Source organism: Cyanobium sp. NIVA-CYA 375, from assembly GCF_056108345.1.
In genome coordinates this window covers 1-15252 of sequence record NZ_JBSYHW010000062.1, presented here as the reverse complement: position 1 = coordinate 15252, position 15252 = coordinate 1, and the positions used below count along the sequence as shown (strand labels likewise).

The following is a 15252-nucleotide window of genomic DNA, read 5'->3' as shown; positions in this document are numbered from 1 at the left end:
TGGCCGCCTACGACCCCAAGGCGGCGGAGGAAGCCGAGCGGCTTTACCCGGGACTTGGCTGTTGGCCGGTTGATCCTTGCTGGCACCAAAGAAGAGGCCACCGAGGGTGCCGATGACCTGGTGATCTGCACGGCCACGGCTACATGGCGCCCAACTTCGATCAGCTGGCGTCTGGCCGAGCTGGGGTGGACGTATTACGCGATTGGTCGAGGGGCTTCTGTTAGCCCGATGGTGTGAGGGGCTGGTGCCCGCCGGGAGGGAGCGGGGGCGCAAGGGCATGCCCGCTGCAGGCGCTTGGCGGAAAAACCCCTCAAAGCACGGAGGCCCTCCCTTGCAGTACAGGCGTACTGTGGCGTGATCGGGATGCGGAGGGCTGGCCGGTGTCAGTGGGTGGGTCTTGAAAACCGATCACTGGTTCTACGGGCTGTTCCAGAGCGCGCCCGATCTGATCGCGTTGCTGTTGCCGCAAGGTGTAGCTGCGGCTCAATACCTGGGGCCCGACTCCCCTGGGGATGCGTTTTATCGCTTTGAGGCTCCTGAGCTCAAAGCCGCAAACCATCGCTTTGATGGGGCCTTTTGGCCAATAAGCGGCGAGGCCGGCACCCCGGAGCAGCCGGTGGTGCCGCGCCGGCGCCTCAAGCTCGGCCCGGCCCTGTTGCCGCAGTAACTGCAGGCGTTTGTGGATGGCTTGGCGTGGTCTGGCTGACCCTGGAGGAATTGGGCCAGCAGGCTGATCTCGATCCACTCCTCGCACTACTCACGTTGCCGGTGCGGTCCGATGCTGTGCTGGTGGCCAGCTCTCAACAGATCCTGGTCCGCCGACCAGATCTCTTTCCCGCCGTTCAAACTATTCTTCTGGAGCGGCTTCCCTTACTCACTCGCGAGGAACTCATGGAGATCGCAACCATTCCCGCTAAAGACCTACGCCACACCCGCGTTGCCCAGGAGTGGATTGAGGAAGGCCGCCTCAGCGACGCCATCACCGTCCGCATCCAGGCATTACCACTTGAGCAGCTGTAGGCCTGGTTAGCCGAACACGCCGGCTGAGACTCATGCGCCCGTAAGGCTGCAGTTAATGAGGAGCCCGCTGGCTCAGCAAGATCTTGGCTTCTGGGTCCTCAACCCTCTCGGCAGGTGCCACCCACTGGCGGCTGCGAGCTGAGTCCCGACCAATGCCGCCACTATGGTTGAAGGCCACAGGCTCTGGTCCTGCAGGCATGGCCTGTGGTGAATGAACTGCTGACCCTGCCCTCGATGCCGACGCGGTGTTTGGTGCGTGAAGACAACGGCCTACATCCGTGATGTGGTGCGCCAGAAGCACCCAGGGATCGAGGTGGCCTGGATCCAGCGGGTGATTGCCGAACCTCTGGAGGAATGCAGGCAGGCCGACGGCCGCTATGTCCTGTGTCCTTGGGGACAGAGAGACCGTCCACAACGCCTTCTTTGACCGGGGCTTCCTCAAAGTGCGCACCCTGTCTCAGCCCCCAGCCCCTGCTGTGCCCCGCGCCCTGAAAATCCGCTACTTCCCGGATACCGACACCCTCTACATCGAACTGGCCGATCGGGTGAGCAGCAGCTCCGAAACCGTGAGTGACAACCTGATCGTCGACTTCGATGAGAGAGGCAAACAAGAGGGCGTGACCCTGGAGCACTACTCCCAGATCAGAGACCAGCTCGATCGAATCCCTACTGCCTATCACCCCGATGCTGCAGCCGGCTTGAGGGGAGAAGGGGATCGGTGCCGGCCTGGCCTCGCAGACACCGCCCGCAACCGGCTCCAACTAAGTGAAGCCCTGGCAGTGTTGCTGGATGATCTCCAGTTCCGCCAGCACCGCCATCAGCCTTCGTTGATCGCTCGCATTGGCCGGCTGCACCAATGGCTCACCACTCAGATTGAGCACCACCACGCTTTGTGCCGGTGACGCAGACCGCCGCCCCGCGCCCCTTCCCTCAGCAGCTGAATCACCAACCGGCTCGGCGTTTCCAGCCAGCCATCGGTGTGCAGCCCGCTGGAGCTGGCCAGGATGCGCAGCTCCTGCCGGTCCCATTCTGGTAGCGCCGGCAGCCGCATCGCCTCCACTTTCAGCAGTAGCTCAGTGGGCTTTTCCACCAGCGCCAGTGGCCGGACAGCCGGCCCAGCAAGCCCCGATCGGCTGCCAGCAGCCAGGGGTGGCCCGCCGGTGGTTGCTCCGTATCCAGGGTGAACTGCCACTGCTCATCCCCGGGGTCGTGGCGCAGGCTGCGCCGCACATCGCTCCAGCCCGGGCCTCCCGGCAGCAGGGCCGGCCAGATCGCCCATGCGGGCAATGGCGTCTGGCCCTTCCCCCAGGCAGTGGGTCCAGTGGCGCAGCAGCGGCAGCCAGGCCAGCGGGTCGCGGGGCATTTGCTTAGGGGCCTGGGGGCAGCAGCTTGGCCAGCTGGGGGTCGAGCACTAGATGTTCATCCAGGGTGAACAGCTTCAGGCGCACCACCACAATGCGGGCGAAACTAATCATTGATCGGTAAATGCTTGCTCGCGGCCATGCAGATTCTTGAGCGTTGGCCATAGGCCATCAACCGTAGGCCTCGCTGCGGTGGGCGATCCGCACCACCAGCACCAACAACCGGTCATCCTCCAACTGACAGATCACCCTGTGGTCGCCCACCCGGTAGCGCCACAGATCCTGTAGGTAGGCACCGATCCGCCTGGCAATATGCCTGTCCAGCTTGCGTAGTTCCTTGGCAGCTGCGGGGGTGAACTCAATCCTCCAGGCCAAGGTCCTGCATCAACACGGCCAGGGGGATAGCTGCTTCTCCAGAACGGCGATGGGCCTCCAGGGCGGCAGTCCCAAGGTAGGCGTCCTCCAAGTCATCGAGGCCCTGCTCGATCAGCTCGCGCAGATAGAAAGCCTTGCTGCGGCCGGTGACCCGAGCGAGGCTCTCCAGCCGTGCCTCTACAGCTGGGTCCAAGCGGACGGAGGTGGGCATGAGCCCCCGCGAATCCATATAGTCATCGTAATCGGCCTGGAAGGCGCCAGCCGTAATCGACCCACTTCGATTCGATTAAGCCAGCGGGTCGCGGGGCATTAGCTGCTCCTCAGCGCTCGGCCTCGATCACCAGTACGCCGTGCTTCCAGCTGGCGATGTGATGCATGCGGGCTTCCGAGAAGCCAGCGGCATGCAGTTGGTCCAGCACATCCCAGGCGGGAATGCGATGCACCAGCGATCCCGCCTGCGGGCGCACCGGATCGCCATGGAACTGCTGCTCAGTGAGATGGTCCAGCTCTCCGGTGCTCGGATTGGGTTGCACCTTCACGATCGCCTCTGCTTGCCCAAAGGCCAGCTCCAGATCCTGCACGTGCTCAAACAGCTCGTTGCAGAGCACCAGATCAAAGCTGGCGTCAGGGAAGGTGAGGGCGCAGAGGTCCTGGTGGGGAATACCTGCAAACGTCTGCTCCGCATCATCCAAAAACTCACTGCAGATCAGCCGCTCCTCCCCCAGCTGGCGCTGCAGCCACAGGGCAAAGCCCGTGAGCGCCTCCACCAGATAAATCTCCTGCTGGCCCAGAGCCTCCAGTGATCCATAGATTTGCTCCAGCACCACCAGCACTGCTCGATTGCGGCTGAGCAGGCCATTGGCAATCAGCGTCTCGCGGTAGTTCGCCCCCTGGATCTGGATCGCCTCCGGCGGGATGTGCTCGCCTGTGAACGGCTCCAGGATGCCCAGCGCCCGGCTCACCTGAATGCAGTCAGCCAGCAGACCGCCCTGCTGCAGCAGCGCCGTGAGCTGGGGCTGGAATGCTTGAAAATCGCCATGGACCGTGCGCCAGTCGTGCAGCGCCAGCACACCCTCACTGGGCATCAGGGCTGGGCGATCGGGGGCCTGCACCACTACAGCTATTCCACGTAGCCGTGACTGTAGTCAGTATGTCCAAGCTCAGCTCCCTGCCTGCTGTCATCAGGGCTGGCCACGAAAAAACGCCCTGCGCTGCGCCTTGCCGCCTTCTGCCCACGGCCAGCAGGGCGCGGCAAAGGCCTCGTCGTGCGCCCACAACTGCAAATCCTCAGCCGTGATGGCAAAACCTGCTGCTTGGGCAAGTTGCACTAGCTGCGCCAGGTGTTTCGCTGCGCCGCACTGGGCTTGCAGGGCCGGATCAGCCGCCACCGCACGCAGGAACAGCCGCAGTTCATTGGTCTTCATGGCGTGGCCCTGGGTGCTGGCTGCTGGCGCATTTTTTACCTCTAGAAAAATTACGCGCGAATCTCGCCTATTTTATGTATCATTAAATTTTTATGTAAAAATGCTCGATCTTGGTTTGCTGACTGGCCTTAGCGTATTGATGGGCTCCGAGCAGAAGTTAATGCAGCCGGAGCTGCGCCACCCTGCGATGCCAGGGCTAGATCACAAGAAGACGATTCACCACAAGAGAGCTCAGAGCTGCTCATGTTCATCTCCACTTTCTCTTTGCTCGGTTCAGCCATCGCCCTTCTGGCTTTCGGGCGGCAGCAATAGCAGGTTTGGGTCGGGCCTAACCCAGCTCGGTGGGCCGATGCTGAACAGCGGCACTTGCCCATCCGCTAGGAGATGGCTTGGGGCGGCCGGCCATCCGTGAGAAGATGGCGGGAGCGCGCATAGCCACCTTGGGGGAGAAGGCAGGGAGTAATCGGCTGGAAGCCCTACATTTTCCAGGCGTTGGAATGGGTGAGCTGCAGCCTGGAAATAGGGCTGGAGCGCGCTCTTGCCGGCTTTCTGCGGGTTTAGGACCAATGTGTGATAATAACTTAGCTTGGCGGAAGATTTTGCAACAAAGCATATTTCAGGTAATAAGCCAATTTAAAAGTATTAAGTCTTGATGCGCCTATCAATCCTCGTCGTTTCCCGCACAGCGAATCTGCTGAACAGGTTTCTTGCTTCCCTTAATCAGGCTTGCAGCATTGATCCCCTGCACACGGAGATCCTATGCTCCTGGAATGGCAGCATTGAGGAAGAGCGCTGCATCGATAACTCCAGCCGTTATGATTTTCATATTGCCCAGCATGATCCTTATCATTTTGCAGGCAACATCAATGGGTTGATTGGTAAATCCAATGCCGATCTGTTGATGATCGCCAATGACGACCTGATTCTCGATCCAAATTGCGTGAATGCCGGGGTACAAATCCTGGAGAGTCGTTCGGAAATCGGCATGGTTGGTGCGGTGCTGCGCACAACTTCCGGCATGCTCACCCATGCTGGCATCAACTTTGATGCCAGGGGGTCGGCTTATCACATTCTCGACCAGCTGGTGCCGGCCGACCAGCCGTCGCTGGCAGCTACGGGGCCAGTGGCTGCAGTAACAGGCGCCCTGCAATGGATTCGGCGGAGCGATGCCCTGGCCCAGCCCCTCAATGAGCTGTATGGCGTATGCGGGGAAGATGTTGAGTTGTGCCTCGACGTGCAACAACATCTCCACAAGCAAGTGTGGCTCTGCGCGGAAGCCCACGCCATCCACGAAGCCGAGAGCACTAGGGCGCAGCAACCGGAACAGGCTGGCAACAGCGAGGATTTACTGCGGCTGCGATCTAGATACCACAACTATCTAGCCCAGGCCTCGGCTGATCAGTTGCGCCTGATACTGCTGCGACAACAGGAAGAAAGCAGAAAGCTTCGTGACTTGATTAAAAAACGTGATGGGGAGCTGGATGAGCGTTGCGCGCTGTTGGAGATGAAGCTGCAAAGACTGCGCCACGATGCTCACGCCATCGAAGACCTCCAGGAAGAACGCTTACGTCTCAGAGCAATGCTGGAGCTCAATTCAATGGGAAGCATCCGCCCAGGGGTGAGGCAATGAGCACTCAGCCGGCGCCTGATAACACCGCTACAACTAAAAAGTTACAGGGCTTGCGTGTATTGGTTAGCGCGTTCGAGCTCGAGCAAACTGAGCATCGCGGCATCGCTGTTTACACCAAGGCATTGCTCAAGGCTCTGCGAGAGGCCGGCGCAGAGGTGTGGCTGCTGACCGAATTTGATCCAAGTATGTCGGATTTGAACACCACTGAGGTACCCAGCAAAACGGCCAATATTATTTACACGGCTCGAGTTCTGGACAGACTGAACGGTGGTATTCAGGCGAGTGTGTGCACTGGCCAGCAGCAGGATGTGAAGAAAATTCTAATTCTGAGAAGCTTCTTAGTGATGGCAGATTTGATTCGACGGTTTGTCAGCGCACTGTTTCCACGGCACCAGTTTACGCAACGCAACCTCAAGGTAATCCTGCTGAATCAAATATTTGACAATCCCTATCTCCGAAGCGAGCGCTTAGGTTATCTCCAAGATGTGGATGGATTGATCTGTGCTAATAATTTTTTTAGTCACTCCTTTAACCTTGCCCGCCAGTCGTCAGGCCATATGCTGCGGCTGGAGTTAGAGGGATTTGATGGTATAATTACCACCTGTCCACTCAACATAAGCGTTTGCAACATTCGTTTCATGGTGCAAACAATACACGACTTAATACCCCTGGAGTACGTGCAAACGGGTGACAAGCCAAAGGTTTTCTTTCGCCGGTTGAAAGCCTGCGGCTATGGCGGGCGGCTGTTTGTGTCGCAATCAACCCTTAATAAATACGAAAATGCAATTCCCCAGCCAGCACTAACCCGGCCCTGTGCCAGCGGCGTGGTCATTCAACCGCCTTCATTGGTATTCCCTGCTGACGCTTCTAGCTGGGAAGCCCGGACTTCGGAACTTTCTGTGTACTGCGACAAGCAGAGTCACTTGAATGTGCTTCAACCTTGCCACTATCTTCTATTCAACTCATCGGTGCAGCCCCATAAAAATTTGTTGTTTGTGCTGAGGGCCTTCAGGGAATCCGGAGTTGAGCGCCATGGCGTGAAATTGTGTATCGTAGGCAAACTAAAAGCCACTCGCTATAGTGTCAAGATTAAGGATTTAGTGGACAGCAATTCGAATGTGCTGCTCACCGGCTACTTGGATGAGGCCACCAAGCGCCAGTTGTTTCTCAACGCCCTAGGGGTTGTCTGCCCATCGTTGGTTGAGGGCTTTGGCATTCCCGTGCTCGATGGGGCATGCCTGGGTCTGCCGGTGATCGCCAGCCCGTCTGAATCGCACCAGGAAATTCGCGGGTTGTATGACTTCGATCAGCATGTGATGTTGTGCAGCACACTGGAAACCAGCGACTGGGCCAGCGCCATGCGCTTGGTGGTGGCACGGATGGAGCGGCAGCGGCTGGAAGCCATCGCGGGACGGCCCGACCACTTGCGCGCCCAGCAGCAAAGCCTGTGGCTTGATGAGCTGCGTCAGCATCGGATTCGCCGCTATCGGCAGCTGCAGCTCACGATCGACACCGCATTTCAAGATGCCATCGTTGGCGTGATTCACTCCGAGTTGGCCACGACGGCCCGCTCAGCTTGAGGCCACAGCCGCGATCAGCTCCCGGAGCTGAGCCACCTGGGCGGCGACGCTCAGCTGCTGTGCCAGGCCGTAACCCGCCCCAGAGAGCTGCTGCCAGGCGCGCTGGTCCTGGCGCAGCTGGTGCAGGTGTGCTGCCAGCACGGAACCGTCGTCGCCGAGGGGGAAAAAGAGTGAGCTGCCGCTGTGAAACTCACGATGTACTGGGATATCACTGATCAGCGTGGGTAAACCTTCGACTTTGGCCTCGAGCACGGGATAGTCGAAACCCTCCTCCATGCTGGCTGAGATCAGGGCCAGGCTCTGGCGCAGGTGTTGCACCAGCTCCTCGGGCTCCAGAGAAGGAATCCAGTGGACCTGCTCGGGCCGCGGCAACTGCCGCGACAGGCGTTGCAGCAGTGGGCTCTGGCGCCCACGGCGGCCCACGATGCGCACGACGCCGCGCCAATCGGGCAAGCGCCGCTGCACACCGGCCAGGGCTCGCAGCAGGCCGGGGAGATTTTTGTTGGCATCATGCCGGGCAAGTACCAGCAGATCTTCACTGGCGGGCGCGGTAATGGGCTTGCGAAGCACCTCGATGCCATTGGGCACCACAGCGATGCGCTCGGCGGGTACACCAAAGCAGAGCAACTGGTCGGCCACACAGCGGCTAATGGCCAAAACCTTGGTGGCACAGCGGAGATGGTGGGGCTGCCAGAGGCGATAGCGCAGCCAGGCCTTGCGGCTGTTGGGAAGCACCAAGGGAGTGAGGTCGTGGCAGGTGATCAACTGGGGCACCTGGGGCCAAGCAAGCAGGGCTTCGAAGAAGGGTGAATAGATAACTTCAAGCTGCTCCACCGCCAAGCCTCGCTCCGCCAACAGACGTGGAAGCGAGAGGCCGTGCTGCACCAAGCCGTAGCGCTGCAGCAGCGCCATCGGCTGGCGAGGCGCCCGGGGTGGGGGATCCAGCGACCAGTGGGGCGGATCGATCAAGGCACCGCGGCCGCAGGCATCAAGCTGAAGCCGCATGCCGGGCAGGCTGGGCACCACCCGCTGCACATAGCTACCGAAGCCGGAGTGGCCAGGCAGCCAGGAGAGCAGGTTGATCAGCTGTGCCACGCCAGGCTCCGGTTCAGATCAAAAACGGCAGGAAGGGCCGTTCGCGGTTGAGCAGCTTGAGCGCCACCCAGATGCCCACCACCCCCTGCAGTTCGCCAGTCCAGGCCATGGCCCCCAGATTTTCCTTTTTGTAGAGAATCGGCGAGAGCAGGAAAACCAGCTGCAGCAGGATCGGCACCAATTGGTACCCATCCCGGAAACGGGCGCCTAACAGGCAAGCAATCACCGGCAGCCAATAGATAAACAGGCCCAGGTTGAGCAGAGCCAGCCAGCCATGCAAAAGAAGATTGAGTAGCAAGTTGTGCTGGAACCAACTTAGATCTAACAACACTAGCAGAAAAGACTGCGCGAATGTTTGCGACTGAAAGGCTCAATCTTCTAAAGTATAGAACATTGGATTCAGGTTGGGTTGTGCATATGGGCATGGTTGTGCTCAAGAAAATTGGGCGACGAGCTAATGGCTGAACTGATGCTATTCCACACCACTAAGCCGACACCTAGATACACAATACAGGAATTAAAATTTGCACCTTGAACACGGTTCCATACACCAAGGCCAAGGCGGCGATGGAAAACAGATAGGAGATCTCCAGTCAAAAGCTGCCAAAAAAATCCTGGCTGTAGGTCTTCACCGGCAGGTGCACGAAATCAACTAGCCTGCAAAACTCGATCACATCTCCGCAAATTGCAGTTCACGAGCAAGTAGTGGGCATTGATGGCCTGATCAGGGCCACTTGCGCACAAGCTGGAGAGTCATAGGGCGTAGGGAAGCTCAAGCCAGGGATGGCGCTGCTGCAGGCAGCGGCTCAGGGGCCGCCAGTTGCGTGCTGTCGAGGTGGCTGTCATCGAATTGCTGTGGGTGTGATACCGGGCGAGCACCCGTGGGCAGAGAACACCATAAAAATTAGCTTCGATCAACTTGCACCAAAAATCAAAGTCTTCCCAACCACCCTCAATATGGGTGTACCCGCCTACAGCCTGCCATGCAGAACGTCGCACCAAGGCCATGGCATCAATGACGTTGCCGTGGAGAAAGGCGGTCCTCTGCCAGCTGAGGCGCCCAATCAAGCTCCGACCGTCATGGCCATGGCGGCTATCGCCGATCACCTCAATCAGCGGATGCACTACGGCAGCCCCAGGCCCAGCCAACTGAGCCTGGGCTAAGCAGGCAGAAACGGCATCAGGAAAGAGCAGGTTGTCGGCATCAAGAACGAATGTCCATTCGGATACACAATGGAGAAATGCGGTATTGCGTGCGGCGGCTAGGCCGCTATTGGCGCGGTGTTTCAACAGCTTGATTTGGCTAAATCGCTCAGCGTGGCGCTCTAGCCAGGCTTGGGCTACTTGAGCACTGGCGTCGCTGGACGCATCATCAACAACCACAAGCTCCAAATCATTCAGCGTCTGGGCGGCCACGCTCTCGAGTGCCTGCTCAATCTTGTTGGCGTAGTTGAACAGGCTGATCACCACGGCAGCATGAGGCGGCCCAGCCCCCTCAACATTGAGGAGGCAATCAAAATCAGGAGAGGGGGGGGTTGAGGAGCTGGCCACGGGGCAGCCCTCGAGCTCGGCCAAGAGCTCTGCAGGTGTAATTGGTTGTTGAAACTGGCGCAGTGCGCCATCCAGAAGGGCCGTCAAGGCTGAGTCGAGGGCAAAGCAGGGATCACCGAGGGCCACAACACTTTCGGCTGCTGATCCAGCCGCTATCAGCCAGGCAGCCAATAGACGAGCGTTGGCCAATGTTTCATTGCCGTGGAGTGGCAATTGGGGCAGGTAGTGAAAAACTGCCTGCCCCGCTTGAGCTTCCCAAGCGGCGAGGGCATGCTCCCACTCAGCGCCTCCAGGGCCCAGGCATAGGCAACGGCAAGGGGAGGGCTGGGGTAACCCCAAACAAGCCCCCCATGCCTCAACGGCCTTGGGGCCCAGATCGAGCCAGCCGTTGGGGGCTGCCTTGGGATCGAGCCAGTAGGCGGGCAAACCTAGGGCCCGCAGCAGGCTCACCCGGGCGGGATCCGGATCCCAGACCACCTGCTGGCTGCGCAAGTGGTTGAGCCAGTGCGCGGTTCGCTCTGGAGGCGGTAGCTCGAGGTTGATGGCAAACCGTTCCAACCCTCCGGCCTGGGCCCCCAATGTGCCGGCTGCCAGCTGGAGGCCGTGGGAATCGCCGGTCTGATCGGGCAGCTTGCAATCCCCCAGCTGGGGAATCGGCAGCTGCTGGATCCAGAGATGGGTCTGCCAACTGGTGTGCGGCATTCCGCAGAGGCTGATCAGGGTCTCGGGCGCCAGGGCGGCCGCGCCCGGATAACGCGGCGCCGGATGGTGGCGCCAGCTCTCCAGCCAGGCTGGCCATGTGGTCGGGTTGGTGGCGAGCTGCTCCTTCGGGGTCGGAGCAGCTCCCGCAGCGGCCAGGGCGCGGGGGGGCTCGGCAGTGGGCCAGCGGCGCTGGCCGGGCGTGAGCAGCAGCCGGTGCAGACGGCGAACCTGGCGATGGAGCACCAAGGGCTCGGCAGCTGCCAGGGAGCGACGGTGTTCCGGGCGAATCAGGGCAAGGGTGCGTTGACGTTGTTGATCGCTGGGGCGCAGCTCAGGCAGCGCCGCCAACAACCGCTCGAGCTGGGCTTCGGGCTGGCTGAACCAAGTGCCGAAATCCACAACCGCCCGGGGAAGGCCCACAGGAGACGCCTGGAGGGGCTCGAGGTTGTGGCGCCACCAGAGCCGCTGGGCCCGGGCCAGATCCATGCCGGTAATGGGCCCATCGCGGCGAATCAGGGACCGGACCACCTCGGCTGGATCCCGCACCGCCAGCAGCAGGCGCAGGGGGATGGCCAGCTCGGCGGCCACTTCCAGCCAGAGGGGCAGCAGGCGGCTGGTGCGCGGATCCTTGATGGCCCAAGGCGCGCTCAGGCCGAGCTGGGGGCGCAGTAGGGCAAGCAACTGAGCTCGCACGGCCCGGGTGGCGGGATGCAGAAGCCAGCCCTGGGGCAGCGCCAGGCAGCCATTGGCTGAAGGCCACCAGCGATCCAGATCAATCAGCAGCCGCTCCTGCAGCTCCACCAGCTCCTGCCACTCGAAATACCCCTCGGGGTTGTGATGATCGGCAGCGATCAGTTCACCAGGTAACTCCACCCCAAGGCCCTGCAGCAGTGAGCCCAGCAGCGAAGTGCCGCTGCGGTGCATGCCCACCACCAGGATCAGGGGAGCAGCGTGGACCAAGGGTGACAAAGAATTCAAACAGCAACCTTAGGGAACCTCTGGGCAACGAGCCCTGAAATATAGTCTAAGCTGGCAATCTATTCGGAATGAACAATTTCTGGCGGATCTAGGGCTTAATAGGCCTAATTTCACTTTTGCGGGAGCTTAAATTAACTTGCTTGGGGCGATTCTTGCTCACAATTGGCACACTATTCTCCGATCACGTACTGAATAGCAACCTGCAGCCTGCCATAAATAGGCTCGAGAAGGCTGCTAGCACATTCACGTTGCAGCAGTTCTTGCGCTTTCCCCGCAGCCGGTTCTTCCGAAAGCTGAACTGCTGCTACCACCTCAGGTTTTTGGTGGAGGTGAGTGCCGCGATCAAGGTGGTATCGATGATCGTGCATCTCCAGCAGGTGCCGAAACGCAAGAATCGTTGTCTCATCAGGGATCCGTTTGCTGATCGTGTCGAACCATTGCTGCAGAAGATGAATTCGCAGCATCGTCGCGAGCGGATAGGGCGGACGACCACCCTTGGAGCTGGTCTTGGGATAGTCGGGTTCTATCAGATCAATCAGCGCTTTCCACGGCACCACCATTTCCACGTCGCCCTGCACAGAGCGAGCTAGGCATTCAAAAAGGTGATTAGGTACTAGAATTTTTGAAGACTGCATGAGCTTGCGCCTGTTCATGAAAAACGTTATTAAACAGGCGCTGGGATTCAACAACCTGAAAAACCGTCTGAAGACGTACATCCGTACCGTTGTTGACGAGGTAATTGAGGCAAGTTCTCAGGCTGAAGGAACCACCCAACAACGCCAGTCGAATTATCAGCTCACTTCGCGTCTAGCCAGTTGCCTTCAGCCTGGCCAGGCATCGCCTCATGGTTTATTTGGATCGAGTCTATGCCGCGCCGAAGACCTGATCAACCCTGTCTATCAAGCGATCTGTAGGGATGATCTTCGCTGTGAACCGGTTTTTCATCGCAAACAGTGGGAGTTCGTATACATCGTTCATCAGCTCAGAATGAATGGCTTCCTGCGGCAGGGTTTCAGTGGCCTTGGCTTTGGAGTGGGCACAGAGCCTCTGTCGAGTCTGTTTGCATCGCTCGGCTGCAATATCCTGGCTACCGACGCGCCTGATTATGTCAGTGACGAAGGCTGGAAGCGCACGGCTCAACATGCCAGTGCCCTTAAACAACTATGGCACAGCAAGCTCATTGCCTGGGAAGAATTTGCAGCTACTTGCAAGTTTCAAGCCCTCGACATGCGGGCCCATGATCAGATTCCAACGAACCATGACTTTCACTGGAGCTCCTGCGTGATTGAACATATCGGAGGCATCCGCGCAGCACTGGACTTTCTACTAGCCAGCACAACGAAACTTAATCCTGGTGGAATCGCAGTTCACACCACAGAGTTCAATCTCTCATCAGATCTAGAGACTGTAGATCAGCCAGGCACCTGCGTGTTTCGAGCCAGGGATCTGCAGCAACTAAAGTATGAGCTTGAACAGCATGGTTTGCAGATGGAACCGTTGATCCTGGACCCCGGCATGCATGCCTACAATTATCACGTCGATACACCTCCCTACGAAAGCAATGTACATCTGCGCTTGCTATTGGAAAGGTTTGCCACCACTAGCATCGGGATCGTGATCCGCAAGCCGGGTTGATGCTCCTGATTCAAGCAACCTCAGCAGCTCATAGCGAAAAATCGGCTCTGCCCAACCCTTGACGGCGTTCTCATTTCCGCTTGCAGCTCAGGCAGTGATTATTTGAGATGGGGCGCCCCTCCTGCTGGCATTTCTGACTCTGATAATTGTCATGGAAGGCTCAAGACAGGGAGTTCACCCTGGATTAGCAGCGGGATATGTGGGCTCATAAAGAGGAGATAAACAGCTACGTTCCCTGTTGGCCCAGTTGATGGGCTGCTGGTTGCTTGAGTTTCTTGGAGTAGGGACGCAGAAGGGGCGCACCACAACGCTGCAGGGACTTCTGGCGCAGCATCCGGGTGCGTTATCCGGAGCGATATCACGCCCTGCTGCCCCAGGCACGGCTGATCGTTGTTCCTTCGAGATCCGATGTAGCGCTCCTTTCGGCGCTAGCCGCCCCTGATGGCCGCCACCCTTACCACCAACTGCACAGCTATCTGAGCCGCAGCTAAGGCGCTACGAGCAGCTGCTGCTACTGCGCAGTGAGGATCTGTTCGCTGATCCAGATCCGCTTGCGCCCAAATATCTGGCTATCGAGCGACACTATGGGCTGCAGTGGTGAGCCTCCTATAATTTGATGTAGTTACGCAGCTGCTGATGGGGTGGTGGTGGCAGCGAGGCAACCGCACGGCTGAACTGGCACAGACCGCGGCGGCCCACGGCCCCGAGGGCATCGCCCAGATCGGCCATCGCGCTTATGTGGGAGGGCTGTGGGAGGAGATCGGTGGCCTTCAGTTCGCCTTTCTCAAGGAGCAGGGGCTGCAGCCGGAACAGGTGCTTCTCGATATCGCCTGTGGATCCCTGCGACTGGGGGTGAAGGCCATTCCCTACTTGGAGCCGGGGCACTACCTGGGGGTGGAGAAGGAGCAGCAGCTGCTAGATGCGGGCGTGGGGCAGGAGCTGGGGGAGGCGCTGCTGGCCAGCAAGCGGCCGCGGTTGCTGTGCACCGCCGATTTCGCATTCGAGCAGCTGGTCACCTCGGTAGATGTGGCGATCGCCCAATCGTTGTTCACTCACCTGCCGCCGCCACTGATCGACCTTTGCCTGGAGAAGCTGCGGCCATGGCTGAAGCCGGAGGGCCGCATTTTCGCCACGTTTTTCGAGGTGGAGCAGGAGAGGGCCAATCCCAGCGAGCCCCACGACCACGGCTTTTTCGCTTACACGCGCGAGCAGATGGCGGCGTTTGGCGGAGCCCAGGGCTACTGGATGGACTACATCGGCGCCTGGGGCCACCCCCGCGACCAGATGATGGTGGTGTACCGCCACCGGGATTGATGATGGCCCCTAGCAGCGGTATGCAGCTGGAGCTGTACCAAATCGAGAGCTTTCGGGCTACCGATGCCAGCGGCCATGAGCCCGGCCCGTAGGTTCTGAGGCTGGCTGTGTGCTGAACACCCTGCTGATCGAGCCGCTGCAGGAGGGGGGCTTCGGCTAGGTCTATTTCGGCCCCTCCTGGGCCCTGGGGCGGATTGTTTCCGAAGACTTTCCGCTCTTGAGCGCTCAACAGCAGCACCAGGGGCAGGCGTGGGAAAGCCGTTCGCAGTGCCACACCACGCCGGCGGGGATTACCAAGGTATGTGAGTGGTGTGCTTATCCGCCGGAGGAGACAGAGGACATCTTTTTCGCCCGCTGCCTGGCCACCGGTGCCACGGATGCACGGCTGTCGCCGCTGGCGAGGTCGATGAGGTGCTTGTAGAACATATGCAAAATCCTAGCTAATTTCAAGATGCTGAATTCAGCCGCCGATTGCACCTGAAGCCACCAGCTCTGCGCCCAGTTCCTGCTCCACACCCGCAGTGGCTCCGCTTCCTTCTCGATCTCGATTGCTGGTCACCGATTTCGTCCAAGCGACCTCCCACATA

At 59.4% G+C, this 15252-nt stretch carries 18 protein-coding genes and 1 pseudogene; 9 read left to right on the top strand and 10 right to left on the bottom strand.

Translation table 11 applies throughout. The features are described 5' to 3' along the window. The 5 genes from AC01FP_RS13260 to AC01FP_RS13240 all read left to right on the top strand — a co-directional run. Positions 1 to 237: hypothetical protein (locus AC01FP_RS13260; protein WP_474480863.1), on the top strand; the 237-nt coding region annotated here is incomplete at its 5' end. Positions 238 to 397: 160 nt separating this feature from the next. Continuing rightward, positions 398 to 667, top strand: coding sequence for a DUF2887 domain-containing protein (locus AC01FP_RS13255; RefSeq protein ID WP_474480861.1), 270 nt, complete (start codon positions 398 to 400; stop codon positions 665 to 667). Between the two features lie 26 nt (positions 668 to 693). Further along, positions 694 to 1020, top strand: a complete 327-nt coding sequence (locus AC01FP_RS13250; protein ID WP_474480859.1) for a hypothetical protein — start codon at positions 694 to 696, stop codon at positions 1018 to 1020. A gap of 256 nt (positions 1021 to 1276) precedes the next feature. Then, positions 1277 to 1447 (top strand): hypothetical protein, encoded by a 171-nt coding sequence (locus AC01FP_RS13245; RefSeq protein WP_474480858.1) that lies wholly within the window; start codon positions 1277 to 1279, stop codon positions 1445 to 1447. Between the two features lie 16 nt (positions 1448 to 1463). Then, complete coding sequence (locus AC01FP_RS13240; RefSeq protein ID WP_474480856.1) at positions 1464 to 1922, top strand: DUF2283 domain-containing protein; 459 nt, start codon at positions 1464 to 1466, stop codon at positions 1920 to 1922. On the opposite strand, the gene AC01FP_RS13235 is transcribed toward AC01FP_RS13240, so the two are convergent. The 6 genes from AC01FP_RS13235 to AC01FP_RS13210 all read right to left on the bottom strand — a co-directional run bounded on the left by AC01FP_RS13235 (position 1889) and on the right by AC01FP_RS13210 (position 4180). Next, on the bottom strand, positions 1889 to 2110 hold the full coding sequence (locus tag AC01FP_RS13235) for a hypothetical protein (protein WP_474480855.1): 222 nt from the start codon (positions 2108 to 2110) through the stop codon (positions 1889 to 1891). The genes AC01FP_RS13240 and AC01FP_RS13235 overlap by 34 nt on opposite strands. Beyond that, positions 2083 to 2307 carry a hypothetical protein gene (locus AC01FP_RS13230; RefSeq protein WP_474480854.1) on the bottom strand — a complete coding sequence of 75 codons (225 nt, stop codon included), beginning with the start codon at positions 2305 to 2307 and terminating at the stop codon, positions 2083 to 2085. Before AC01FP_RS13230 ends, AC01FP_RS13235 begins: the two co-directional genes overlap by 28 nt. Before the next feature lie 245 nt (positions 2308 to 2552). Then, on the bottom strand, positions 2553 to 2756 hold the full coding sequence (locus tag AC01FP_RS13225) for a type II toxin-antitoxin system RelE family toxin (protein ID WP_474480852.1): 204 nt from the start codon (positions 2754 to 2756) through the stop codon (positions 2553 to 2555). After that, positions 2740 to 2967: a type II toxin-antitoxin system RelB family antitoxin gene (relB, locus tag AC01FP_RS13220; protein ID WP_474480850.1), complete on the bottom strand. Its 228-nt coding sequence runs from the start codon at positions 2965 to 2967 to the stop codon at positions 2740 to 2742. Before relB ends, AC01FP_RS13225 begins: the two co-directional genes overlap by 17 nt. A 109-nt stretch (positions 2968 to 3076) precedes the next feature. Next, the gene (locus tag AC01FP_RS13215; RefSeq protein WP_474480849.1) at positions 3077 to 3841 is read right to left on the bottom strand and encodes a methyltransferase domain-containing protein; all 765 of its coding nucleotides are present in this window, start codon (positions 3839 to 3841) and stop codon (positions 3077 to 3079) included. Between the two features lie 96 nt (positions 3842 to 3937). Then, a complete protein-coding gene (locus tag AC01FP_RS13210) occupies positions 3938 to 4180 on the bottom strand; it encodes a Nif11-like leader peptide family natural product precursor (protein ID WP_474480847.1) in 243 nt (80 codons plus the stop codon). Positions 4181 to 4832: 652 nt separating this feature from the next. Between AC01FP_RS13210 and AC01FP_RS13205 the strand changes: the two genes are divergently transcribed. Then, on the top strand, positions 4833 to 5810 hold the full coding sequence (locus AC01FP_RS13205; RefSeq protein WP_474480845.1) for a glycosyltransferase family protein: 978 nt from the start codon (positions 4833 to 4835) through the stop codon (positions 5808 to 5810). Then, the gene (locus AC01FP_RS13200; protein ID WP_474480844.1) at positions 5807 to 7390 is read left to right on the top strand and encodes a glycosyltransferase; all 1584 of its coding nucleotides are present in this window, start codon (positions 5807 to 5809) and stop codon (positions 7388 to 7390) included. Before AC01FP_RS13205 ends, AC01FP_RS13200 begins: the two co-directional genes overlap by 4 nt. Here the strand turns inward: AC01FP_RS13200 and AC01FP_RS13195 are convergent. The 4 genes and pseudogenes from AC01FP_RS13195 to AC01FP_RS13180 all read right to left on the bottom strand — a co-directional run. After that, positions 7382 to 8485, bottom strand: coding sequence for a glycosyltransferase family 4 protein (locus tag AC01FP_RS13195; protein ID WP_474480842.1), 1104 nt, complete (start codon positions 8483 to 8485; stop codon positions 7382 to 7384). The two genes, AC01FP_RS13200 and AC01FP_RS13195, sit on opposite strands and share 9 nt — an antisense overlap. Before the next feature lie 13 nt (positions 8486 to 8498). Then, positions 8499 to 8816 (bottom strand): hypothetical protein, encoded by a 318-nt coding sequence (locus tag AC01FP_RS13190; RefSeq protein WP_474480840.1) that lies wholly within the window; start codon positions 8814 to 8816, stop codon positions 8499 to 8501. A gap of 422 nt (positions 8817 to 9238) precedes the next feature. Continuing rightward, positions 9239 to 11698: a glycosyltransferase gene (locus tag AC01FP_RS13185; RefSeq protein ID WP_474480838.1), complete on the bottom strand. Its 2460-nt coding sequence runs from the start codon at positions 11696 to 11698 to the stop codon at positions 9239 to 9241. Positions 11699 to 12075: 377 nt separating this feature from the next. Further along, positions 12076 to 12285 (bottom strand): annotated as a pseudogene (locus AC01FP_RS13180) (transposase); the annotation flags it as partial. Positions 12286 to 12349: 64 nt separating this feature from the next. Here AC01FP_RS13180 and AC01FP_RS13175 point away from each other — a divergent pair. Together AC01FP_RS13175 and AC01FP_RS13170 are read left to right on the top strand one after the other, a co-directional pair. Next, a complete protein-coding gene (locus AC01FP_RS13175) occupies positions 12350 to 13351 on the top strand; it encodes a hypothetical protein (protein ID WP_474480836.1) in 1002 nt (333 codons plus the stop codon). Positions 13352 to 13987: 636 nt separating this feature from the next. Continuing rightward, positions 13988 to 14665: a class I SAM-dependent methyltransferase gene (locus AC01FP_RS13170; protein ID WP_474480834.1), complete on the top strand. Its 678-nt coding sequence runs from the start codon at positions 13988 to 13990 to the stop codon at positions 14663 to 14665. Positions 14666 to 15252 lie beyond the last annotated feature (587 nt).

Excerpts from the sequence above, each read along its gene's own strand:
- relB (WP_474480850.1), bottom strand. The coding sequence starts at position 2,967 with ATGCCCACCTCCGTCCGCTTGGACCCAGCTGTAGAGGCACGGCTGGAG.
- AC01FP_RS13210 (WP_474480847.1), bottom strand. The coding sequence starts at position 4,180 with ATGAAGACCAATGAACTGCGGCTGTTCCTGCGTGCGGTGGCGGCTGAT.
- AC01FP_RS13205 (WP_474480845.1), top strand. The coding sequence starts at position 4,833 with ATGCGCCTATCAATCCTCGTCGTTTCCCGCACAGCGAATCTGCTGAAC.
- AC01FP_RS13170 (WP_474480834.1), top strand. The coding sequence starts at position 13,988 with ATGGGGTGGTGGTGGCAGCGAGGCAACCGCACGGCTGAACTGGCACAG.
- AC01FP_RS13200 (WP_474480844.1), top strand. The coding sequence starts at position 5,807 with ATGAGCACTCAGCCGGCGCCTGATAACACCGCTACAACTAAAAAGTTA.
- AC01FP_RS13175 (WP_474480836.1), top strand. The coding sequence starts at position 12,350 with ATGAGCTTGCGCCTGTTCATGAAAAACGTTATTAAACAGGCGCTGGGA.
- AC01FP_RS13215 (WP_474480849.1), bottom strand. The coding sequence starts at position 3,841 with ATGCCCAGTGAGGGTGTGCTGGCGCTGCACGACTGGCGCACGGTCCAT.